Origin of the sequence: [Clostridium] polysaccharolyticum (assembly GCF_900111595.1) — a bacterium.
Lineage (GTDB): Bacteria > Bacillota > Clostridia > Lachnospirales > Lachnospiraceae > Clostridium_AI > Clostridium_AI polysaccharolyticum.
In genome coordinates this window covers 191,616-214,617 of the sequence record NZ_FOHN01000005.1, presented here as the reverse complement: position 1 = coordinate 214,617, position 23,002 = coordinate 191,616, and the positions used below count along the sequence as shown (strand labels likewise).

16 protein-coding genes and 2 tRNA genes are annotated in these 23,002 nt (G+C 37.5%); 16 read left to right on the top strand and 2 right to left on the bottom strand.

Translation table 11 applies throughout. From position 1 onward, the window contains the following. The first annotated feature begins 19 nt into the window (after positions 1-19). The 4 genes from BMY85_RS05120 (at position 20) to BMY85_RS05105 (ending at position 5,815) form a co-directional block, all read left to right on the top strand. A tRNA-Val gene (locus BMY85_RS05120) sits at positions 20-92 on the top strand. Positions 93-180: 88 nt separating this feature from the next. Continuing rightward, the gene (gene fliB, locus BMY85_RS05115) at positions 181-1,314 is read left to right on the top strand and encodes a flagellin lysine-N-methylase (RefSeq protein ID WP_092477137.1); all 1,134 of its coding nucleotides are present in this window, start codon (positions 181-183) and stop codon (positions 1,312-1,314) included. A gap of 237 nt (positions 1,315-1,551) precedes the next feature. After that, positions 1,552-3,933: a cellulase family glycosylhydrolase gene (locus tag BMY85_RS05110; protein ID WP_092477135.1), complete on the top strand. Its 2,382-nt coding sequence runs from the start codon at positions 1,552-1,554 to the stop codon at positions 3,931-3,933. Between the two features lie 175 nt (positions 3,934-4,108). After that, the gene (locus BMY85_RS05105; RefSeq protein WP_092477133.1) at positions 4,109-5,815 is read left to right on the top strand and encodes a methyl-accepting chemotaxis protein; all 1,707 of its coding nucleotides are present in this window, start codon (positions 4,109-4,111) and stop codon (positions 5,813-5,815) included. 187 nt (positions 5,816-6,002) lie between these two features. On the opposite strand, the gene BMY85_RS05100 is transcribed toward BMY85_RS05105, so the two are convergent. Further along, positions 6,003-8,027 (bottom strand): endo-1,4-beta-xylanase, encoded by a 2,025-nt coding sequence (locus BMY85_RS05100; protein WP_092477131.1) that lies wholly within the window; start codon positions 8,025-8,027, stop codon positions 6,003-6,005. 405 nt (positions 8,028-8,432) lie between these two features. Continuing rightward, positions 8,433-8,504: transfer RNA gene (locus BMY85_RS05095), tRNA-Glu, on the bottom strand. A gap of 255 nt (positions 8,505-8,759) precedes the next feature. Here BMY85_RS05095 and BMY85_RS05090 point away from each other — a divergent pair. The 12 genes from BMY85_RS05090 (at position 8,760) to BMY85_RS05035 (ending at position 22,997) form a co-directional block, all read left to right on the top strand. Then, positions 8,760-9,941: an eCIS core domain-containing protein gene (locus BMY85_RS05090; RefSeq protein ID WP_242939680.1), complete on the top strand. Its 1,182-nt coding sequence runs from the start codon at positions 8,760-8,762 to the stop codon at positions 9,939-9,941. Positions 9,942-10,149: 208 nt separating this feature from the next. Continuing rightward, the gene (locus BMY85_RS05085; protein WP_092477127.1) at positions 10,150-10,641 is read left to right on the top strand and encodes a ribosome maturation factor RimP; all 492 of its coding nucleotides are present in this window, start codon (positions 10,150-10,152) and stop codon (positions 10,639-10,641) included. Between the two features lie 84 nt (positions 10,642-10,725). Then, positions 10,726-11,850 (top strand): transcription termination factor NusA, encoded by a 1,125-nt coding sequence (nusA, locus tag BMY85_RS05080; protein ID WP_092477125.1) that lies wholly within the window; start codon positions 10,726-10,728, stop codon positions 11,848-11,850. 23 nt (positions 11,851-11,873) lie between these two features. Continuing rightward, on the top strand, positions 11,874-12,149 hold the full coding sequence (gene rnpM, locus BMY85_RS05075) for an RNase P modulator RnpM (protein ID WP_092477123.1): 276 nt from the start codon (positions 11,874-11,876) through the stop codon (positions 12,147-12,149). Continuing rightward, entirely contained in the window at positions 12,136-12,438 is a 303-nt protein-coding gene (locus BMY85_RS05070; protein WP_092477121.1) for a L7Ae/L30e/S12e/Gadd45 family ribosomal protein, read from the top strand. The genes rnpM and BMY85_RS05070 overlap by 14 nt, the downstream gene beginning before the upstream one ends. Before the next feature lie 12 nt (positions 12,439-12,450). After that, positions 12,451-15,675, top strand: a complete 3,225-nt coding sequence (gene infB, locus BMY85_RS05065; protein ID WP_092477119.1) for a translation initiation factor IF-2 — start codon at positions 12,451-12,453, stop codon at positions 15,673-15,675. After that, a complete protein-coding gene (rbfA, locus tag BMY85_RS05060; protein WP_092477117.1) occupies positions 15,675-16,070 on the top strand; it encodes a 30S ribosome-binding factor RbfA in 396 nt (131 codons plus the stop codon). The genes infB and rbfA overlap by 1 nt, the downstream gene beginning before the upstream one ends. A gap of 16 nt (positions 16,071-16,086) precedes the next feature. Beyond that, a complete protein-coding gene (locus BMY85_RS05055; RefSeq protein WP_092477115.1) occupies positions 16,087-17,064 on the top strand; it encodes a DHH family phosphoesterase in 978 nt (325 codons plus the stop codon). 1 nt (position 17,065) lies between these two features. Then, positions 17,066-17,962: a tRNA pseudouridine(55) synthase TruB gene (gene truB / locus BMY85_RS05050; RefSeq protein WP_092477113.1), complete on the top strand. Its 897-nt coding sequence runs from the start codon at positions 17,066-17,068 to the stop codon at positions 17,960-17,962. A 17-nt stretch (positions 17,963-17,979) separates the two neighbouring features. Beyond that, a complete protein-coding gene (locus BMY85_RS05045) occupies positions 17,980-18,897 on the top strand; it encodes a bifunctional riboflavin kinase/FAD synthetase (RefSeq protein ID WP_092477111.1) in 918 nt (305 codons plus the stop codon). 281 nt (positions 18,898-19,178) lie between these two features. Next, the gene (locus BMY85_RS05040) at positions 19,179-22,454 is read left to right on the top strand and encodes a cellulase family glycosylhydrolase (protein WP_242939679.1); all 3,276 of its coding nucleotides are present in this window, start codon (positions 19,179-19,181) and stop codon (positions 22,452-22,454) included. Between the two features lie 225 nt (positions 22,455-22,679). After that, the gene (locus BMY85_RS05035; protein WP_092477107.1) at positions 22,680-22,997 is read left to right on the top strand and encodes a metal-sensing transcriptional repressor; all 318 of its coding nucleotides are present in this window, start codon (positions 22,680-22,682) and stop codon (positions 22,995-22,997) included. Positions 22,998-23,002: the final 5 nt, after the last annotated feature.

The window sequence follows — 23,002 nt, the reverse complement described above, 5'->3', positions numbered from 1 at the left end:
AATTTTATTTTGTGACTATGGGATCTTAGCTCAGCTGGGAGAGCATCTGCCTTACAAGCAGAGGGTCACAGGTTCGAGCCCTGTAGGTCCCATTTTAAATAGGAAAGGATTAGAAACTGACATTAAATTGTCAGTTTTTTTGTATTATAATAGAAATAATGTTAGAGAGGTAACTTAAAGATGAAGGAAAGTAAAATAGATTTTTATGACACATTTTCCTGTATAGCTGGAGAATGTTCTATTACATGTTGTCAAGAATGGAAAATAGAAATTGATGAAGAAACTCTATCAAAGTGGTCTGCATTTCAAAAACAGTGTGAAGAATCCTTAATTGAAAAGGTAGAGGAACGAGATGGAAATAAAATAATGAAATTAGATGAAGATAAAAAATGTCCCTATTTGACGGAACAGAAACTATGTAAATTAGTAAATAAATTTGGAGAAGAGAGTATATCTAAAACATGCAAAGTATTTCCTAGGATAGTACATGAATTTTCAGATAGAAAAGAATATTCTCTGACATCTTGTTGCCCAGAAGTAGTTGACTGTCTTAGAAGAAGAGAGCAGATAACTTTAATAAAGGAGGGCAATAGAGAAAGTATAAGTTTATTGGAAGAAATTAGAAGAAATTTAGTAGGCATAATGCAAGAGAAAAAGATATCCGTTACAAATGGTTTTATGATAGGATTTTATATGCTGCTTTCCTTTCTGGAAGAAAAAAAATTAAACAAGAAGTCTATTAAAGTCTATCGTAAACAAGAAATTTTAAATGAACTACAAGGGATTATAGGAGAAATGGAATTTCATCAATTAGATACGTTTGATGAGTGCAATGAGCTGCTGCTTGATATTTGTGATAATTACAGAAAACAGAATCTATATACTGCTTATTTGGAAACAATAGTTAAAAAAGCTGAGGATTTGCTTGAAGGATATGAAGAAAACTGGTTAGAAAAAAAGCTAAAAGGATTTGAAAAAGTGTTAGCAGGCTATGAGGCTCTTATTAGAAATTATATTACAATTGAGATATATAATACATTTCTGCTGCCAGATTCGAATTTGGAAAATTTAATAATAATGCTGCAATGGATTGGAATGGAATATGCAGTAATAAGGCAGGCGCTTTTCTTAAAATGGCTGGAAAATGATTGTGAAAAATTGTCATATGAAGAAATAAGAGATTATATCGTAATTATATCAAGAATGACAGGATACGATCAGGAAGATATTTATGAGTATTTAAAAGATAGTTTTCAATCTGTCATATGGGAATGGGGATATTTTGCATTGATGATTGGTAACTGCAATTTCTAAATATGTAACAGAGAATTTTTTGGCTGAAATAATCGAAATTGTGTGGTAAAAAGCCTATAATATTTTAGGTATTTTTACCACCTTTTTTTGGAAAATGTGTGTCGAAACGTGTCGAATACATGTTAAGTAAAGAATCTCCCTATTTTATGCAAAAAGAATTGAAGACAAAAAAGCTGGATGATAAAATGTATTTGCAAATAAGGGAATAAAAAGAAAATAGGAAAGGAAAGTGGACAAATGAAAAGAAAAGTGACCGCTCTTTTACTTTGCTTATTAATGGTAGCAACTTTATTGCCATCAGATATTTTTGCTACCAAGGAAATTGTAAAAGCAGCAACAAAAACAAAATCCCAGCTTTATGTGGAAGCAATGGGAGATGGATGGAATTTAGGAAACAGTTTCGATAGCTTTAACAGTGATTATCAGTATGATACTGGTGAAACATCATGGGGAAATCCAGTAGTAACCAAAGAACTAATCCATGAAATCAAAGAAAGAGGATTTGATAGTATTCGTATTCCGTTTACAGTAATGGGACGTTGTGATAAAGAATACAATATTAACAAAGATTACTTAGACAGATATGTAGAAGTAGTAAATTGGGCATTGGATGAAGGTTTCTATGTAATGATTAACTTACATCATGATTCTTGGAACTGGATGAAAAACTGGCAGTTAAATGAATTTTCTCCAGTATACATTGAGTATACAAAAATCTGGGAACAGTTATGTGAAACATTTAAAGATGCCGACGAACATTTAATGTTTGAATCTATTAATGAGCCTCAGTACAATGATGCTACAATGGATTGGGGCATTCCAACAGGTGTGAAACATACCAACGAAATCAACCAGACATTATATGATATCTGCAGAAATTCAGGTGGAAATAATGCAACTAGAATGTTAGTATTCCCTACTTATACAACAAATGATGCAGCTTCTGTCTGTGAAGGTCTTTATGACTACATTGCAAGCTTACATGATGAGAATATTATCGCTACCTTCCATTATTATAGCCAGTGGGTATATAGCTCAAATTTAGGAAAAACAAAATTTGACGAAGTATTATGGCAGACAGATGGTGTTGATATCACACCAAGAAATTCTTTAGTTTCTTCCTTTGATAGTGTATATGATAACTTAGTTGCTAAGGGTATCGGTGTTGTATGTGGTGAATATGGTTTATTAGGATTTGATAAATCCGATTATGGTTTGCAGAACGGTGAAACATTAAAATACTTAGAATACATCAATTATTATGCAAAACAAAAAGGCATCTGCTTAATGTTGTGGGATAACGGGCAGCATATGGATCGTTATAAATATGAATGGAAGAACCCAACATTCGGCAATATGATTGAAGCTTGCATGAAAGGACGTTCTTCTTATACAACAGGCCTTGATACTATTTTTGTAAACGAGAATACAAAGAATGCAGATGTAAAAATGCCTTTAACGTTAAATGGCAACAAATTTGTGGGTCTTTTTAATGGCGACACAGAATTAACAGAAGGGAAAGATTATACATATGCAAATGAAACAGTAACATTAAAAGGAAGTTATATTGCACCATTCATTACAGGTGATTATGGCAAGAAAGCAACATTAACAATGAAATTCAGTGCAGGAGCTGATTGGGAACAACATATTGTTTACTATAATACTCCAGAATTAAAAGCTGCTACAGGAACAACAGAAGAGTTCAATATTCCTGTAGAATTTAACGGAGCAGTTGCAGAAAAAGCTACTTCTCAGACAGCTACTGGTGGCTGGGTATCCAACAACTGGTGGTGGGGATTCTTAGAGTATGATTCAGAGTGGACTGCTGATTATACTACGAATGAAATCAAAATGTTACCAAATTACTTAAAGGTTACTGGCGGAAAAGACCTTGATTTAATCTTCAGATTCTATGATGGAACTGTAGTAACATATGGTATTACATGTAGTGGTGACACTATTACAGGTAAAGTAAAATCTGTTGAATCATCTGTAGGAGCAGTTACAGAACCAAGCATAGAGCCAAGCGTTATACCAAGCGTGGAACCATCGGTAGAGCCAAGCATTGTGCCAAGCGTGGAACCATCGGTAGAGCCAAGCATTGTGCCAAGCGTGGAACCATCGGTAGAGCCAAGCATTGTGCCAAGTGTGGAACCATCGGTAGAGCCAAGTGTGGTACCAAGCGTGAAACCAAGCAAAGAGCCCGTTGTATCTGGTGATAGTTTGGCACCTCAGGTAGAAGTGGCAACTACAATCGGTGGAGGAATCTCTCAGGTTTACAATATTATTGCAAAACAGGGAACAGTTGATTTATCTAAATTAACTATTCGTTACAACTACAAGAAAAACGGAAGCAAAGAACAGAAATTCTGGTGTGATTCTGCTGGGCTTCAGCAAAGCCAGGCACCATTCTATCAGGCAATCGGAGAAGATGTAAAAGGAACATTTGGTAATGGATACTTAGATATCACGTTCGATACAGAACAGAAAATTGTAAATGGCCAATTAACATTAGGTATTCGTTTCAATCAGGCAGACTGGTCAGCATATAGTGATTTTGAAGCAGGCAGTGTAGAAGTTATATATGATGGAAAAGTAGTTAATGTTATCGAATAATTAAATTAGGCATATTTCATGTGAGTGCCGTTATAACGACTTTAATAATCGTTGTAACGGCACTATTTGACTAAAAATAGATTGAATTATTTGTGCAAAATTACGATGCTTGTTGCTTTCTATTATCTGTGTTATAATGTAAAAAGGATAATAAAATAGGAGGTACATATGTATAATGGAAAAGAAGGGTAGAGGTATTACATTAAAAATTATGCTTTTAATAATTATACCATTGGCGGGATTTGGGCTGGCTGCTTGTGGTATAGGGTACTCATCGCAAAAGACATTATCGTATGATTTAATTTCTCAAGAATTGAAATCATTGGCCTACACTGTATTGGATCAGTATGAATTATATGCAGAAGGAGATTACGAATATCGTGACGGAAAATTATTTAAAGGAAACCAGGTATTAACGGATAATTACAGTTTGATTGACAAAGTAAAACAAAGAACAGATATTAATGTAACAGTATTCTGGGGAAATACCAGAATGATTACTACATTGTTAGATAATGAGGGCAACCGGATTGTGGGAACAACGTTAGACGAGGATATTGCGGATAAGGTGCTAAATGGAGAAGAGTACTTTAATCCAGACATGTGGATTGCAGACTCGGAGTATTGTGGCTATTACATACCTTTGAGACAGCAGAATAATGATATTATCGGTATTATTTTTACAGGAAAAGCTAAATTAGCTGTTGATAAACAAATGAAAAAGAATACGGGACGGTTAATTTTCATAATAAGTGGAATCCTGTTAATTGCAGTGGGAATAGGGGTTGCATTTGTAAGGAGAATGTTAAGGAGCCTTGCCCATGCGGTTGAAGGACTTGACAGTGTAGCTTCCAACAATCTTGCCTTTGTTCTGGATGATAAATTAAGCCAGCGAAAAGATGAAATAGGAAAAATATCAAATGCAGTACATAAACTGATTCAGGCAATGAAGGAAATGATTGTGGAAATTATAGAGGCATCAGATCAAGTTAAGGCAGGGGCCGAAGTGTTTGATGATTCCTTAAGACATATTAGTGATATTACGGAAGATATATCCAGAGCAGTAGAAGATGTTGCAAGCAGTGCAGTAACTCAGGCGGAACAGACACAAGATGCAAATGAAAAAGTTTCTGGCATGGTAAGTGCCATTGGAAATACGGCTGACAATGTTAAAGGATTGAATATCAGCTGTAAGAAGATGACGGAATACAGTAATACAGCGGAACAGACATTATTAGAATTGGAACAAATTGCGAAACTGACAAAAAATTCTGTGGAAGATGTACATGAGAAGACAGATTTAACCAATAATTCTGCGTTAGCGATACAGTCTGCCACGGAGCTGATAGCAGACATTGCAGATCAGACAAATTTATTGTCTCTTAATGCATCCATTGAGGCGGCACGTGCTGGTGAGGATGGAAAAGGGTTTGCAGTTGTAGCAGATGAAATTCGGAAGCTTTCTGAACAGTCACGTGATTCCGCAGTAAAAATTGCAGAAATTGTGGATCATTTAATTGAAAATTCCAATGTAAGTGTGGCAACGATGAAAGAAGTAACGAGAACGGTTGACATTCAAAACGATAAGCTTACGGTTACAAAAGACATGTTTATTCATTTGAATCAGGAAATAATAGAAGTTGCAAATGCAGCAGGAACTATTGATGACAGAATACAGGTTTTAAATGGACTTGTAACGGGAGTGGCAGAATTAGCGGTAAATTTAGCTAGATTAGCAGAAGAAAATGCAGCAAGGACGGAAGAGACAACGGCTTCTATAAATGAATTGAATGAAAACATCAGGCAGTGTAAGGTTGAAACGGAAGGCTTGTTACAGCTCTCTAATCATTTACATAAACATTCACGAAAATTCAAAGTTTAATAAAAGCAAATGGCTATCATTTAGTATAGTGTGGAAGTAATCAGCTATCATCAGAAAAGAGTATATAAAATAGAAATCCAGAAGAAAATCAGGTTCTTAAAACACTGAATTCTTCTGGATTTTTCTAATTAAGAAGATGGTTTAAAATCGGTATTAACTAATGTCGTTTATTGTATCAAGTGATCGATTAACCGATTGTGTAGCTGGAAGGTGCACTCTTGTCGGAACCTTCAGCAACGAAGTTGATTGTTACAGAAGCACCGTTTGCTAAGTTACCATCCCAAGATGGAGCTTTTACTGTTACTTTAGAACCAGATTGTCCAGCAAAATCAGCACCCCATAAGCTTGCTACTTTAAAGTTAGCATTGAATGTTAATGTCCAGTTGTTGATTGCTTTGCCAGATTTGTTAGTAACAACAACCTGACCTTGGAATCCATTACCCCAGTCGCTAACAACTTTGTAGTCATAAGTAACACCTGTTGATGTAACTGGTGCAGCAGAAGGAGCAGCAGAAGGAGCTACTGAAGGAGCTGTGGATGGAGCAACGGATGGAGTAGTAGTGCTATTTACTTTTTCAAAAACGAACTGCTGATTTGTGCCTCCGTTAGAAGTCCATTGGATAATGTTTGTTCCATCGTCTGTACGACGTTCGTAAACATCGAGAACTTTAGTACCAGCACTTGCTTTTGTTGAAATTTCGTAAACACCATTTGTAGCAGTTTTTACTACATAGAATTTCTGGGCATCTCCACCCCAGGAGCTGTAAATCTGAACATTAGCACCATCTTCATCAACACCATTCGCGATGTCTAAGCTGTAGTTTCCTAATGCACTTGTTAATGTTACAGTTCCGTCACTATTGTTCTTTAATACCCATTTCTGACCTTGAACACCTGTACCTGTACCGATTTCTACATTCTGAACATCAGCACCTTTGTTATCTTTAACTTGTAGGTATTTTCCAGAAAGAACGTTTTTGATATAATATGTGCCGTCATCTAATTTTTCAGATACTACTGGAGCTTTAGAAACTACAGGGGTAGAAGGATTAGATGGTTTAGAACCGATCTGGTATCCAGCATCAAAGTAAGCATCTAAAACTGCAGTATAAGCAGGTTTTTTAACACCTAAGCTAGAGAATAATAATGGTTTGTCATTTCCTCTCCAGGAAGCACCATCATGAAGTCCCCACCATGTAATACCAGTAATGTTACCGCCTGCTTTCTTCGCAGAAAGGATAGCACTCATGATTTGTTTGTAGTAAGTAGCCTGATCGGAATCGTTTTTACCGCCTGCATCTAACTCTGTAATCTGAATTTCATAACCTTGTTTTACGAATTTGTCTAATGCCTGTTTGTAATAAGATGGACTTGGGAAAGATGAGCTTAAGTGGGACTGCATACCAATACCATTACAGATTTTGCCCTCAGCATTGATGAAGTTAATCATGCTGATAATCTTATCACAATCCATGTATGTATTAAAGTCATTATAGAATAAGGAAACAGAGTTCTGTTTGTTGAATTTTACTAATTCGGAATGAGCAATCTGGAATGCTAATTTAACAAAGTCAGGTCTTGTATTAACACCACCGTAGATTGATAACCATCCGCAGTTCTGTGCATGCATGTATTCATTTACAACGTCCCATGCATATACAGTGTTAGCATACTGGCTGTTCATTACGTGATCCATTACGGAACGGATGTAGAACTCTAATCTGGCATTCATCTGAGATTTTCCGACATAACCGCTTCCTGAAGAGTAGTTAGCTCTAAAGAACCAGTCTGGAGTCTGAGCATGCCATACTAAAACGTGGTAACGAATCTGTAAACCGTTTTCAGCAGCAGCTTTCATCATTTTGTCAATGGTAGAGAAGTTTAAGGTAGGAACTTTGCTGTCTGTGTAGTTGCTTGGGATGTTGTAACCTTGAGCTTTAGCTTGGGAAACAGACATTGTGTTGCTTCTTAAGACAGCATCTGGTTTCATTTCATTTTCCATTGTAATACTGTTGTATTCCCCTTTGATGAAGTTACGGATGCTTCCATTATCCCACTGGGCTGGATATACACATGTTCCTGTGTGGCCAAATAAACTTGCATAAGTGTTTAATAAAGTTGCATTGCTTGGTGCTGCCTTAACAATAGGCATACCAGCGAAAAGACTACATACTAAAGCTAATGTTAGTAATGCACTTAAAATTTTCTTCATATTTAACCCTCCTAAAATTTTTATGCAGTTGCACAATTTTAATAGCAGTTAGCTGGATGAAAGACTTTAGCAAAAACTTATGGCAAGTAAAACATTACTTGTAAATAAATCCATGCAGTCAAGAATCATGCAGACAACTGTTTTCTCTTTCGTAATGTAATTTAAATTCCCCTATGCCTCCTTTCATTCGGGACTATTATACCATATTAATTCTAAGAAAGATATGTTTTTCGTCAAAATGAATAAAAAAATGTATCAAGCTGATAAAAAATACAGCATAAGTTGCAGAAAGGAATAGGAAAGAAAAAAATGGAGAAAAAGAATAGGGATAAAAGCTACAAAAAAAATACTGTTTCATGAGCAGAATCACAAAACAGCATTCTAGATAATATGTTAAATAAAAAACAGCCTGTAGGGGACTCGAACCCCTGTTTTCGCCGTGAGAGGGCGACGTCTTAACCTCTTGACCAACAGGCCTTAACGACGAAAATAATAATACAACATATAGGATGAAAATGCAAGTATTTTTTTAAACAATTTAAAAATTTTGTGAGGATTTTTGCTTCTGCTGAGGAAGCAGAATGAAAATTGTGGTGGGATAGGCGGTTAAGTTACTTGATTTTTACATAAAATGCAAGTCTTTCTTTTTTGCCATGTTTATAGTATTATTTATATATAAGGTAGTAATAGAAAGTCATGGAACGATTGGATAGAATGGTTGGAGGAATAAAAATGTATCAAGTGGAAAGAAAAAAGAATCTGTTACATCATGATTCAAGCGTGAGTGGGAAAGTAAGTCAGGCAGCAGGCAGGACTTCTATGGTAACACATCAGTTAAAGGCAAGTGATTTCAGACCGATTGAGAACATACAGAGAAAGAAAAACAATACAGGACTTTCGGATCAGTTAAAGTCGGGTATTGAGTCCATGTCTGGGTATAGTATGGATGATGTAAAAGTGCATTTTAATTCATCCAAGCCGGCTATGGTACAGGCCCATGCTTATACAAGCGGAACGGATATTCATGTGGCACCTGGACAGGAAAAGCATCTTGCCCATGAGGCTTGGCATGTGGTGCAGCAGAAACAGGGGAGAGTTAAGCCAACTACTACGGTCAATGGGATGAGTGTCAATGACAATGCAGGATTAGAACAGGAAGCGGATGTAATGGGAGCAAAGGCTTTGCAGTGTAAAAGTGCTGGAGGAGAATTAAAAGATGGCGGACGTGGTGGGGGCGTTATGCAGAGGGCACTCGGAATGCATAATGATAACGGACTAACAGCGAATAAAATTCTTAAAAATGAAAATGGGTTTTATTGGGTAAAAGGGGTTAATGCAGCATTGTGTGAAGGGGAAGAGGCATGTAAAGAAAAGGCAAAGGAAAAAGGAGGAATTCAAGGAAATGAACATGGCGATGCATTTCGTACTAATGATAAAGCAAAAGTGTGGCTGTATACAACAAAAGGAAGAGAAAAAGATACGTTTCATGTTGGAGGGTATGTGATAAGACATCATCATGATGAGATTGCTGCGGGGTATCAAAAGTCGGATGGATTAGTATATGATATTTTCAATGGTGGAACAGATACATTTGTGAAATATGAAGAACCTGCTTTAGATGAAGCATCTAATAAATCAAAAGGTCCTAATAAATCAAAACCGCGAATGCAGACTAAATACTTAGATGACCAGAAGTTTAATCGAAAAGAATTTGATCATTTCCATGGAGCCGGATTAGGGTATAATAATCTGAAAAAAACACTTATAGAGATATATGGAAATAAAGATATTGAGGAGGCTGAGTTTAATAAAGATCAAATTAAACAAATTAAAGATGAAATAAATACATACAAAGGCTCTACAGGTAATCATGTTTACGAAAAGGGAATTTTACGAAGTAAAGTGTCGGAATAAATAAAGCAAACTACTATGTCATCAAAACATTTTCAAAAACCTCTTGCATTTCTTACCAACAAGTGTTAAACTACTAGAAGAGTACATTAGTACGATACGGAACGATTTAGAAAGGAGTGGACGCAAGTTCACTCCTTGTATTTTTGTGTGAAGAACGTATGCCATGATTTGGCACTTGATTCCGTACCGTCTAACAAAGGAGTTAAGTATGAGCAAAAAGGAAGATTATGAAAAACGTGCGGAAGCATTGATTGAGCCGATTGTTGCAAAAAACCAATTCGAGCTAGTAGATGTGGAGTATGTAAAAGAAGGTTCTAACTGGTTTTTAAGAGCTTTCATTGACAAGCCAGGTGGTATTACCGTTGATGACTGTGAACTTGTAAGCAGAGAATTTAGTGATTTGCTGGATAAAGAAGATTTTATTGAAGATTCTTATATTATGGAAGTAAGTTCACCAGGACTTGGCCGTCAGTTAAAGAAAGACAAAGACTTAAAAAGAAGCATTGGGGAAGAAGTAGAAATCAAGCTTTATAAAGGCATCAAACAGATGCGTAAAAACAAAGAAGTTTCCGTGAAAGAATTTTCCGGATTCTTAACGGCATTTGATGAAAGCACAGTCACAATTGAGCTGGAAGATGAATCAGCAATGGAACTGCAAAGAAAAGATATTGCAATGATCCGGTTAGCAATTCCTTTTTAAACAGTACCGTTATGGGACAGCAGGAAAGGTTAATAAAGCTTATCATAGAAGAAACAATAAGAAGCCGAGTTTAGGAGGATAAAAATGGACTCAAATAAAGAATTAATCGAAGCATTAAACCAGATTGAGAAGGAAAAAGACATTAGCAAAGATATCTTATTAGAAGCATTAGAAAACTCTCTAGTTGCAGCTTGCAAAAACCATTTTGGCAAAGCAGACAACATCCGAGTAAATATTAACCGTGAAACAGGAGCCGTCGGTGTTTATGCAGAACGTAAGATTGTAGAGGAAGTAACGGATCCTGCATCGGAAATCAGTGTAGCAGAAGGTATCTTGAACTTTCCATTAGCAAGCCTTGGGGATACGGTACAAGTAGAAGTTACACCAGCTAATTTTGGAAGAATTGCTGCACAGAAAGCAAAACAGGTTGTTGTTCAGAAAATCAGAGAAGAAGAACGTAAAGTTCTTTACCATCAGTACTATGAGAAAGAAAAAGATATCGTAACAGGTATCGTACAGCGTTATGTTGGAAACAACGTAAGCGTAAACTTAGGTAAGGTGGATGCGATTCTTACAGAAAACGAACAAGTGAAAGGGGAACGTTTTAGACCAACTGACCGTATCAAACTTTATATTATTGAAGTAAAGGATACAACAAAGGGACCTAGAATTACGGTTTCCAGAACCCATCCAGAACTGGTAAAACGTTTATTTGAAGCTGAAGTTACAGAAATTCGTGAAGGAATCGTTGAAATAAAAAGTATCGCGCGTGAAGCTGGTTCCAGAACCAAGATGGCAGTTTATACTTCACATCCAGACATTGATCCGGTAGGTGCCTGCGTTGGGATGAACGGTGCGAGAGTAAATGCTATCGTAAACGAACTGCGTGGAGAGAAGATTGATATCATTACCTGGAGTGAAGATCCAAAAGTATTGATTGAAAATGCATTAAGCCCAGCAAAAGTTGTTTCAGTTGAAGTGGATACAGAGGAAAAGAGTGCAGAAGTTGTAGTGCCAGATTATCAATTATCCCTTGCAATTGGAAAAGAAGGGCAAAATGCTCGTTTGGCTGCTAGATTGACAGGATATAAGATTGACATTAAGAGTGAGTCACAAGTTCATTCTGTTTTAGATGCTAGTGCTGACATGCCAGATCCCAGCCTAGATCTTCATGACGGAGAGAATGAATACAACGGCTTTGATTTTTAATTTCACGTTGGGAGGTTTTTCATATGATAAAAAAGAAGATCCCTATGAGGCAATGTACAGGCTGCAAAGAGATGAAGACAAAAAAGGAACTCATTCGCGTGATAAAAACACCGGAAGAAGAAATCGTAATTGATTTTACAGGTAAGAAAAACGGCCGAGGCGCCTATTTATGCAATTCCTTCGATTGCCTGAAGAAAGCCAGAAAAACAAAAGCTATTGAGAGGTCTTTAAAAACTACCATCCCGGATGAAATTTATGACCAATTGGAAAAGGAGCTGACAGCGGTTGAACAAAACTAAGATTCTTTCATATGTCGGATTAGGAATCAAGTCTAGAAATGTAGCTTGTGGGGAATTCTTAACAGAAAAGGCTGTGAAAGAAAACAGAGCATACTTAGTCATTGTGGCAGAAGATGCATCTCAGAATACAAAAAAGAAATTTACCAATATGTGTGAATGGTATAAAGTTCCGATTTATTTTACTGCTACGAAAGAGGAACTAGGTCACGCAATGGGAAAGGAAATGAGAGCATCTTTGGCATTCACTGACCAGGGATTAGCCCGTGCAGTCGAAAAACAACTTTTATAGGAGGTAGGCAGTATGGCAAAAATGAGAATATACGAAATAGCAAAAAGCCTAAATATAAAAAGTACAGATTTAGTGAAAGCACTGAACAATAATGGCTTCGGCGTGAAAAGTCCTCAAAGCAATATTGAGGATGAAGCCATTGCGTTTGTATTAAAAAACTTTAAACCCAAGAAGATGGAAGAAGATAGTATTTTCTTGAATGAAAAAGCCGACAAACTAGAAAAGGTAGCCGAAAATTCTAAAAAGAAAGAAATAAAAGTTGACATAAAGGACGATAATAATACATTAAAGGCAGCTGATAAAGCTGCTATCAATGAGGAAGCACATCAGGAATTAAAAGTAACGAAAGAAAAGATATCGCCTAAAAAGGTTAATCCGAAACAACAGGATGACCAAATGAAGCCTAAGGAAGAAAAACCTAATTCGAAAGAAGCTTCAGAAAAGCAGCCTGGTAACGAGGAAACTTATGATAAGGATGCTTTAAAAAAACAAGAGATTCCTTTAGAAAAGAAACAAAAGCCAGAACCTTCTGTTCTTAATAGAAAGGAACCTGCAAAAGAAACTGTCCAGAATGAAGCAGAAAAAACAGAGAAAGTAGTGACTATTATAGAGAATAAGAGTTTAAATAATAATAAGGACCAGACAATGCAAAGTGGTGTGGATAAGAAACAGGAAACGCAAAAAGAGGAAAAAAGGATAGATAGTAAAGTGGAAAATAGAGAAGATAATAGAAGAGAACAATCAGATCGTAAACCTAACCAAGGTCAAAACCGTAATAACAATGGCCAGAGCAGAGGCCAGAACAAAGATTTCCGTAATAACGGACAGGGAAGAGAAAAAAATGACAACAGACAGGGCCAGAATGGAAACCGTGAAGGTGGAAGATATGGACAGAACCGTAACAGTAACGGAGACCGCCCATACCAGAGGCGTGAAAATGGAGACCGTCCAAATAATGGAGACAGATCCTACAGCCGTAACAATAATGGAGACCGCCCATACCAGAGACGTGAAAATGGAGACCGTCCAAACAATGGAGACAGATCCTACAGCCGTAACAATAATGGAGACCGCCCATATCAGAGACGTGAAAATGGAGACCGCCCATTTAACCGCAATAACAATGGTGGACAGAGAAATGAAGGCGGGCGTCCATACGGAAACCGTGATAATGGTGGAAGACTAGGAGGCAATGACAGGCGTGGCGGAAAACCAGGTGACAGTTTAGATAAGATGATTGCTAAGGCAGAAGAAACACAAAAGCCTAACAGAGCACAGAATAAAGGCAAACGCCAGAATGACAGCCGTTTTGATAAGAAGAAAAACTTCGATAATGATCCAATGGAATTAATGAAAAACGGAAAAAATGGGAAAAATGGGAAACGTAATAGCAAGAAGGGCATTCCAGAAACTCCTAAGAAAGATCCAAACAGAAAAGGTGCATTCCAGAAACCTAAGGCAGTAGAACCAGTGGTAGAAGAAGAAATCAAGCAAATCACAATTCCTGAAGTATTAACGATTAAGGAATTAGCTGATAAGATGAAGATAAACGCTTCTGTTATTGTTAAAAAATTATTTTTAGCAGGCAAAATGGTTTCTATCAACAGCGAAATTACATTTGAAGAAGCAGAAGAAATTGCATTAGAGTATGATATCATTGCGGAACAGGAAGTAAAAGTTGACGTAATCGAAGAATTATTAAAAGAGGAAGAAGAAGACGAAAGCTTAATGAGCAAACGTCCTCCAGTAGTCTGTGTTATGGGGCATGTTGACCACGGAAAAACTTCCCTTCTTGATGCAATCCGTCATACAGCCGTAACAGAAAGAGAAGCTGGCGGCATTACACAGCATATTGGTGCTTATGTTGTTGACAGAGGTGGCGAGACAATTACGTTTTTAGATACACCAGGACATGAAGCGTTTACATCTATGCGTATGAGAGGTGCCCAGTCTACCGATATTGCAATCTTAGTTGTGGCAGCAGATGATGGTGTAATGCCACAGACAGTAGAAGCTATCAGCCATGCAAAGGCAGCAGGAGTAGAAATCATTGTAGCAGTAAACAAAATTGATAAACCAAGTGCCAATATTGAACGTGTAAAACAGGAATTAGTAGAACATGAATTAGTTGCAGAAGACTGGGGAGGCAATACGGTATTTGTACCGGTATCTGCTCATACAAAAGAAGGTATTCCGGAACTTCTTGAAATGATTTCATTAACTGCTGAAGTATTAGAATTAAAAGCCAATGCAGACCGCCTTGCAAGAGGTATTGTAATCGAAGCACAGCTTGACAAAGGACGTGGACCAGTTGCAACGGTATTAGTGCAAAAAGGAACATTACATGTTGGAGATCCAATTGCGATTGGTTCTGCTTATGGGAAAGTAAGAGCCATGATGGATGATAAAGGAAGGCGTGTAAAAGAAGCTGCACCTTCTACGCCAGTTGAGATTTTAGGTTTAAATGAAGTTCCTGACGCTGGTGAAATCTTCATGGCAACAGAAAATGAAAAAGAAGCTCGTAACATTGCGGAAATTTATATTAAACAGAGCAGGGAAAAATTATTAGATGACACAAAAGCCAAGTTATCCTTAGACGGATTATTCTCCCAGATTCAGGCTGGTAATATCAAAGAACTTAACATTATTGTGAAAGCGGATGTTCAAGGTTCTGTGGAAGCGGTAAAACAAAGCTTATTAAAATTATCCAACGATGAGGTTGCAATCCGCATTATTCATGGTGGTGTTGGTGCCATTAACGAATCCGACGTTACACTTGCCAGTGCGTCTAACGCAATTATCATTGGATTTAACGTAAGGCCAGACAATACAGCAAAAGAAATGTCTGAGCGTGAAAAAGTAGATGTAAAACTATATAAAGTCATTTACCAGGCAATTGAAGATATTCAGGCTGCCATGAAGGGTATGTTAGATCCTGTCTTTGAAGAAAAGGTAATTGGCCATGTAGAAGTACGTCAGGTATTTAAAGCTTCTGGACTTGGAACAATTGCAGGTTCTTATGTATTAGACGGAAAAGTTGTTCGTGGATGTTCTGCTCGTATTACAAGAGAAGGCGAGTTGATCTTTGAAGGCAAGTTAGCATCTTTAAAGAGATTTAAGGATGATGTAAAAGAAGTTGCATCTGGATATGAATGTGGTCTGGTATTTGAAAAATTCAACGATATCAATGAATTAGACCAGATAGAACTATATGTAATGGAAGAGGTGCCTAGATAGTGAAAAAAAACAGCATTAAAAACACTCGAATCAATGGTGAAGTACAAAAAGAATTAAGCCGTATTATCAGCATGGAAGTAAAGGATCCTAGAATTAATCCTATGACTTCTGTTGTATCGGTTGAAGTAACACCCGATTTAAAGTTTGCGAAAGCATATATTAGTGTTCTTGGTGATGAGGAAAGCAGGCAGGCAACAAAGGAAGGATTAAAGAAGGCAGGTCCATTTATCAGAAGCCAGCTGGCAAAAAGATTAAACCTTAGAAATACACCAGAATTAACGTTTATTCTGGATCAGTCCATTGAATATGGAGTAAATATGTCTAAAATGATTGAAGAAGTAACAAAGAATATCCGTCATGAAGAGGAATCAGAAAAAGAGGATTCTGGAGAATAGGAAGGAAGTAATGTTCATGCGTACAATATTTGAGTCAATGGAACATGCAGCGGCAATTGGAATTGGCGGCCATGTTAGACCAGATGGTGACTGTGTTGGCTCTTGTTTAGCGCTTTGCTACTACCTGAAAAAAAAGTATCCCAACAAAAAAGTAGATGTTTATCTGGAATATGTGCAGGATGAGTTTTTATTCCTGCCTAATTCCAGCCTTGTAAAACAAACTATAGATGGTTCAGAAAAACCAGTTTACGATTTGTTTTTTGCACTGGACAGTGGAGATCTGGATCGGCTCGGTTTTTCTGAACCGCTGTTTCATAATGCGGGGAGAACAGTCAATATAGATCATCATATCACCAATCAGGGATTTGCAGATATCAATTTCATTAAGCCGGAAGCAAGTTCTACTTGTGAAGTGCTTATGGATCTGTTGGAAAGAGATTTGCTGGATACAGATCTTGCAACGTGCTTATACCTTGGAATGATACATGACACAGGGGTTTTTAAACATAGTAATACAACGAGGCATACAATGGAACTTGCAGCAGTCTTAATCAGCTACGATGTTCCATTTTCTAAGATCATAGATGAAACATTTTATCAGAAAACCTATTTGCAAAACCAGATTTTAGGACGCTGCCTGTTGGAAAGTTTCATGGTATTAGAGGGAAAATGTGTTGTTTCTTATGTAAAGAAAGAAACAATGGATTTTTATGGTGCAGGTTCAAAAGATTTAGATGGTGTGGTTGATCAGTTACGTGTAACAAAGGGGGTAGAGGTTGCCATTCTGATTCATGAGACAGGACCACTTGTGCATAAGGTCAGTATGCGGTCCAATCATGATGTGGATGTCAGTGCAGTAGCAAAACAATATGGTGGCGGCGGTCATGTAAAAGCGGCTGGCTGTACGGTTTATGGAACCATTTATGATGTAATCAACAATATTACAGTTCATATTGAGGAACAATTAAAAAAACTAGATACGCTTAGGAGTTAGTATGGACGGTATTTTAAATATATACAAAGAAAAAGGATTTACATCACATGATGTAGTTGCGAAGCTTAGAGGCATTGTAAAGCAAAAGAAAATTGGGCATACTGGAACATTAGATCCGGATGCGTCAGGTGTTTTGCCTGTCTGTCTGGGAAAAGCGACGAAAGTATGTGATTTACTCACAGATAAAGATAAGACTTATGAAGCAGTTATGCAGCTTGGTGTGGTTACGGATACACAGGATCTGTCAGGGAAAATTTTAAATAAGCAGGATGTAACGGCAAGCGAGGAAGAAATTCGAGAAGCAGTTATGTCGTTTACAGGTGTTTATGATCAGATTCCACCTATGTATTCTGCCTTAAAGGTAAATGGCAAAAAGCTTTATGAACTTGCCCGTGAAGGAAAAGTGGTGGAGCGTAAGCCGCGTCAGGTTACGATTCATAAAATTTCTATATTGGAGATTGATATGGTAAAGAAAACAGTAACTATGACTGTGGAATGTTCCAAAGGAACTTATATCCGTACTTTATGTCAGGATATAGGTGGAAAACTTGGCTGTGGCGGTGCTATGGCACAGTTAAAACGTACCAGGGTGAGTTCATTTCTGCTTGATGACAGTATCACTTTAGCAGAAGTAGAGCGTCTTATGGCAGAAGGTACAGTGGAAGAAAAACTGATTCCAGTAGATTCTTTATTTGAACATCTAGATGCCGTAACCGTTTCGAAGAAGTATCAGAAATACGTGGATAATGGAAACAAGATTGAGATTTCGTTCTTGACTTTGCCTGTTACCACTTCAAAAAATCAGGAATTTCGTGTTTACGATGAAAATAACAGGTTTGTAGGGATCTTCGAAGCAGAAAACCGGAGATTTTTAAAGCCAAAGAAAATGTTTTTATAGAAGAGAGGCAGGACTTGATGAAGTACATTTGGAATACCACGGATTTTCATTTGCAAAATACTGCTGTTTCATTAGGAAAGTTTGATGGGTTTCATATAGGACATTGTTTGTTAATTCATTATGTGACTCAGTTAAAGGAAAAAGGACTGCAGGCAGTTACGTTTTCTTTTTACCAGCATCCTGGAAATGTTGTATCCAATCAGGCAAACCGCTTAATTTATACAGAAGCGGAAAAGGTAAAGAAGGTGGAGCAGTTAGGATCAGATTATTTCATCTCTTATCCATTTAACGAAGAAGTCATGCATACAGAACCAGAAGAGTTTGTCCGCACGGTTCTGGCTGAAAAACTGGGTGCCAGAGCTGTAGTGGTAGGAAAGGATTATCACTTTGGAAAGAACCGTGCTGGAAATGTGGAAATGCTAAAAGAACTTGGTAAGAAATACGGGTTTGAAGTAAATGCATTTGAGAAAGTAGTTTTGGATGAGGCTGAGGTAAGCAGTACACGGATCCGTCAGGAATTACAGGCTGGCAATCTGGAAAAGGCTAATCAGCTTTTGGGCATGCCTTATAGCATCACAGGCAAAGTGGTTTACGGCAACCAGATTGGCAGAACACTGGGTATGCCGACTGCCAATGTAATACCAAGTAAGGAAAAGCTTGTACCACCTAATGGAGTATATGCAACACGTATTTTACTAGATGGAAAAATCTTTTATGGCATCACCAATATTGGATATAAGCCAACTGTTGGAGACAGAAATGAAAAGGGTGTGGAGACTTTCATTTTTGATTTTCAGGAGTCTATCTATGATAAGGAAATTACCATAGAATTTTTTGCATACGAACGAGGAGAACGGAAGTTTGGCTCTTTGGAAGAATTGAAACACCAGATGGAGCGGGACTGTCAGTTTTCACGTGAGTATTTTAAACTATAAGTTAAAAAATCAGGACTAGCAGTAGGAACTGCTGTCCTTTTTTCTGCTGTATATTATGTAAGTGAACTGGTGCACAAACAGATGGTTCAGTTCTTATTAAAAATAATTAACTTAAAATAGCTAAAATATTAAGTTGGTAAGGAAGTTTACGATAAAGGCAATGTTTGATTAATATAAACGGTCATGTTAAGTGCTTTTGTGCTACATGTTGAGTGAAAAGTGCGAAATTTCCTTCCCTTCGTGATATACTATCTCTAATATAAAAAAATGGAGGTATGTTCATGAAGGGAATAAAAAAAATATGGGCTTACATACTTGTTGTAGCTATGGTTCTTACATTAGCACCAAGTAATATGTATGTAAATGTAAAAGCAGCAGCCGATTCTACATATGGATTTCATGTAAGCGGATCAAGATTATTAGATGCCAATGGAAATCCTTTTATTATCCGTGGTATTAATCATGCACACACATGGTACAAAGACCAGTCGGTTACCGCTATTGATGCAATGGCAAAGACTGGAGCGAACACCATAAGACTTGTATTATCCAACGGTGTGCAATGGAACAAAGACAGTTTAAGTTCTGTTAAAAGCTTAATCAGACAGTGTAAAGAGAATAAGATGATTGCGGTATTAGAAGTACATGATGCAACTGGAAAAGAAACAGCGAAAGAATTGCTGCAGGCAGCAGATTATTTTGTGGAAATCAAAGATGCTTTAATTGGAAATGAAGCATATGTAATTGTAAACATTGCAAATGAGTGGGATGGCCCATGGGAATCTTCCACTTGGAAATCAGGATATATCGAAGCAATCAAAGAATTGCGTAATGCAGGCATCAAAAATACGATTATGGTAGATGCAGCAGGATGGGGACAGTATCCAAAATCAATTGCTGATAATGGAAAAGCTGTATTTGCAGCCGATCCTTTAGGAAACACCATGTTCTCTACTCATATGTATGAGTATGCAGGTGGTTCTGCTTCTATGGTAAAGAATAATATTGACTCTGTAGCAAAAACAGGTTTATGCCAGGTTATCGGTGAATTTGGATGGAAACATACCGATGGAGATGTTGCAGAAGAAACGATTATGAGCTACTGCCAGGAAAAAGGCATCGGATATATGGCATGGTCCTGGAAAGGAAACAGTGGCGGTGTTGAATATTTAGACTTAGCAAATGACTGGGCAGGTAACAGATTATCGGACTGGGGAGATGAAATCGTCAACGGAGCAAATGGCTTAAAAGAAACGTCCAAAGTCTGCTCTGTATTTTCTGGTAATACACCAGTAATAGAGGAACCAGCTGTTACGGTTAATCCAACGATTGCAATTGTAACAGAGGAACCAGTAATTGTTTCCCAAGCTCCAGAAGGAATTGTAAACTTATTCCAAGGTTCTGAATCTGCAAGTGACTGGGCAGATGTCATTTCTCTTACAACAAAAAAAGATGGTGGAACATTAGATGCTTCCATGATCACAAAAGATGGTTATTTTACAGCTGAGTATACAGGAACAAAAGATAAATTCGAATTAATTTTCCAAAGCTGGTCAGGCGGGGCAGGATGGGCAGAAGTAAAAGCATCCAACAGCATAGTAAATGAAGCTGGCAATTATGTAGCAGTTTTTACATACGACGATATCGTTTTGGCATATGGTGAAAAATTCGATGCATTAGACCGTTTATATGTAAAAACAATTGGCGGCGCAATGGTTTTGAAATCATTTGATTATGTAACAGGTGGTGCTGAACCAGTAAAATCTGAGGCACCAGTGATATCCGAAGAACCGGTGGTATCTGTAGAGCCAGTAAAATCTGAGGCACCAGTGATATCCGAAGAACCGGTGGTATCTGTAGAGCCAGTAAAATCTGAGGCACCAGTGATATCCGAAGAACCAGTGGTATCTGTAGAGCCAGTAAAATCTAAGGCACCTGTAGTATCTGAAGCACCAGCAGTTTCAAAAGCACCTGCACAAGAAAAGGAAGGCATCGTATTTTTTAACGGTTCTAAAGAAGTGAGTGCATGGCAGTCAGCAGCAGAAGTATCTACAAAGAAAAATGGTGGAAATTTTGATCCTGCTGTAATCACAGAAGATGGTTATTTTGCAGTTACTTACACAGGAACAAAGGATTGCCTGCAGGCTATTTTCCAAAGCTGGACAGGTGGCAGCGGATGGGCAATTGTAACACCAGGTAAAATTGATACAAACCAAGATGGCAGTTATACAGCTATTTTCGATTATCAGACAGTAACTGCTTCTTATGGTACCTCTTATAATTTATTAGATAGAATTTATTTACAGACACAAAATGGAAATGTAGTAGTAAAGTCTTTTGGTTATGTAACAGGAAAAAATGCACCAGCAGTTTCTGAAACACCAAGCCAAGAACCAAGTAAAGCACCAGTGGTTTCCAAGACACCAGTGGTTTCTGCAGAACCAAGCAAAGCACCAGCAGTTTCTGAAACACCAGCTGCTGGAACATTAACAAAGAAAACATTCCGTGCGACGGAATCCAATGTAAAAGTAATCGGAAGAACCTACTTAAGTGGTACAAATGAAAGATGGCTTGCGAATACAGCATCTGGGATTGAATTTACTTTCACAGGTTCAAAAGGAAGCATTACAATTCTTGGGGATTTTCTTGCAACAGGAAGTCAGCCAAACAATCAGGCAAGATTTGCAATCTATGTAAATGATAAATTATTTGCAGATGAAATGTTAGATGAAGCAGCCAAAACATTTGAATTCTATAATGGAGCAGTTGCTAAAGTAACTGTAAAAGTAATTAAATTATCTGAGTCACAGGCAGGAACAGTTGGTATCGGTGATATTACCGTTACATCTCAAAATGGTATTGCACCAGCCAAAGCCAAAGCACACAAAATCGAGTTTATTGGGGACTCCATTACATGTGGTTATGGAATTGACGATGAGAACATCAATGGTGGATTTAAAAACTCCACAGAAGATGGCAGCAAAACATATGCTTATAAAACAGCTCAGATGTTAGATGCAGATTACAGTGTAGTATCGGTAAGCGGTATTGGCGTAATCTCCAACTACACAGGAGCTGGTTCTAAAAATGATGAAAATGTAATGCCAAAATACTATGACAAATTAGCTTACTCATGGGCTGCATTTGGTGACTGGACGAGCCCGGCAAAAGTGGAATGGGATTTCTCTAAATTCCAGCCAGATGCGGTTGTTATCAATTTAGGAACCAATGATTCTTCTTATGTGGCACATGATGCAGCTCGTGAATTAGAATTTGTAGCAGGATATGTAGACTTCATCAAACAAATCCGTGAGAAAAATCCAGACGCAACGATTTTCTGTACGTTAGGTATTATGGGAAATGATTTGTATCCACAGATTGAACAGGCAGTAGCGAAATACACAGCACAGACTGGTGATAAAAACGTAACTGCAATGGAATTCGATTCACAGCAGATGAGCGATGGAATCTGTGTAGACTGGCATCCATCTGACAAGACAAATACAAAAGCAGCAACAAAATTATCTGCTTATATGAAAGCAGTTATGGGCTGGTAAAAATACCGCACATTCTAGAGAAAAGCCCCTATCAGTGGTTTAGAGATATCCACTGGCAGGGGGCTTTTTTACTTTATAAGAAAGTCCTCTGGGAGTCCTTCCTTAATGTTAGTGATATACGGATAAAAAATACCGGAAAAAGTAAATTGACAAATACCCCTCTAGGGTATAATATTAAATACATACCCCAAGGGGGTATAAAACATTCCAAATTGGGAGGTCACTATGGAACAGGAAAAACAGGTGCAGGAATGTGGTTGTACTAGGAAACATAAGCTGCGTTCGGAGAAAGAATATAAAGATTTAATAAACCGTTTAAAACGAATAGAAGGACAAGTTCGAGGAATACAGGGAATGGTGGAAAAAGATGCTTACTGTACCGACATTATGGTTCAAGTAGCAGCAGTAAGTGCCGCCCTTAATAGTTTTAATAAAAAACTGTTAGAAAACCATATTCATACATGTGTTGCAGATAATATCCGCCAGGGAAATGATGAAGTAATTGATGAATTGGTCAATACGCTACAAAGACTAATGAAATAGGAGGT

Excerpts from the sequence above, each read along its gene's own strand:
- fliB (WP_092477137.1), top strand. The coding sequence starts at position 181 with ATGAAGGAAAGTAAAATAGATTTTTATGACACATTTTCCTGTATAGCT.
- BMY85_RS05110 (WP_092477135.1), top strand. The coding sequence starts at position 1,552 with ATGAAAAGAAAAGTGACCGCTCTTTTACTTTGCTTATTAATGGTAGCA.
- BMY85_RS05105 (WP_092477133.1), top strand. The coding sequence starts at position 4,109 with ATGGAAAAGAAGGGTAGAGGTATTACATTAAAAATTATGCTTTTAATA.
- BMY85_RS05100 (WP_092477131.1), bottom strand. The coding sequence starts at position 8,027 with ATGAAGAAAATTTTAAGTGCATTACTAACATTAGCTTTAGTATGTAGT.
- BMY85_RS05090 (WP_242939680.1), top strand. The coding sequence starts at position 8,760 with ATGTATCAAGTGGAAAGAAAAAAGAATCTGTTACATCATGATTCAAGC.
- BMY85_RS05085 (WP_092477127.1), top strand. The coding sequence starts at position 10,150 with ATGAGCAAAAAGGAAGATTATGAAAAACGTGCGGAAGCATTGATTGAG.
- nusA (WP_092477125.1), top strand. The coding sequence starts at position 10,726 with ATGGACTCAAATAAAGAATTAATCGAAGCATTAAACCAGATTGAGAAG.
- rnpM (WP_092477123.1), top strand. The coding sequence starts at position 11,874 with ATGATAAAAAAGAAGATCCCTATGAGGCAATGTACAGGCTGCAAAGAG.
- infB (WP_092477119.1), top strand. The coding sequence starts at position 12,451 with ATGGCAAAAATGAGAATATACGAAATAGCAAAAAGCCTAAATATAAAA.
- BMY85_RS05055 (WP_092477115.1), top strand. The coding sequence starts at position 16,087 with ATGCGTACAATATTTGAGTCAATGGAACATGCAGCGGCAATTGGAATT.
- truB (WP_092477113.1), top strand. The coding sequence starts at position 17,066 with ATGGACGGTATTTTAAATATATACAAAGAAAAAGGATTTACATCACAT.
- BMY85_RS05045 (WP_092477111.1), top strand. The coding sequence starts at position 17,980 with ATGAAGTACATTTGGAATACCACGGATTTTCATTTGCAAAATACTGCT.
- BMY85_RS05040 (WP_242939679.1), top strand. The coding sequence starts at position 19,179 with ATGAAGGGAATAAAAAAAATATGGGCTTACATACTTGTTGTAGCTATG.
- BMY85_RS05035 (WP_092477107.1), top strand. The coding sequence starts at position 22,680 with ATGGAACAGGAAAAACAGGTGCAGGAATGTGGTTGTACTAGGAAACAT.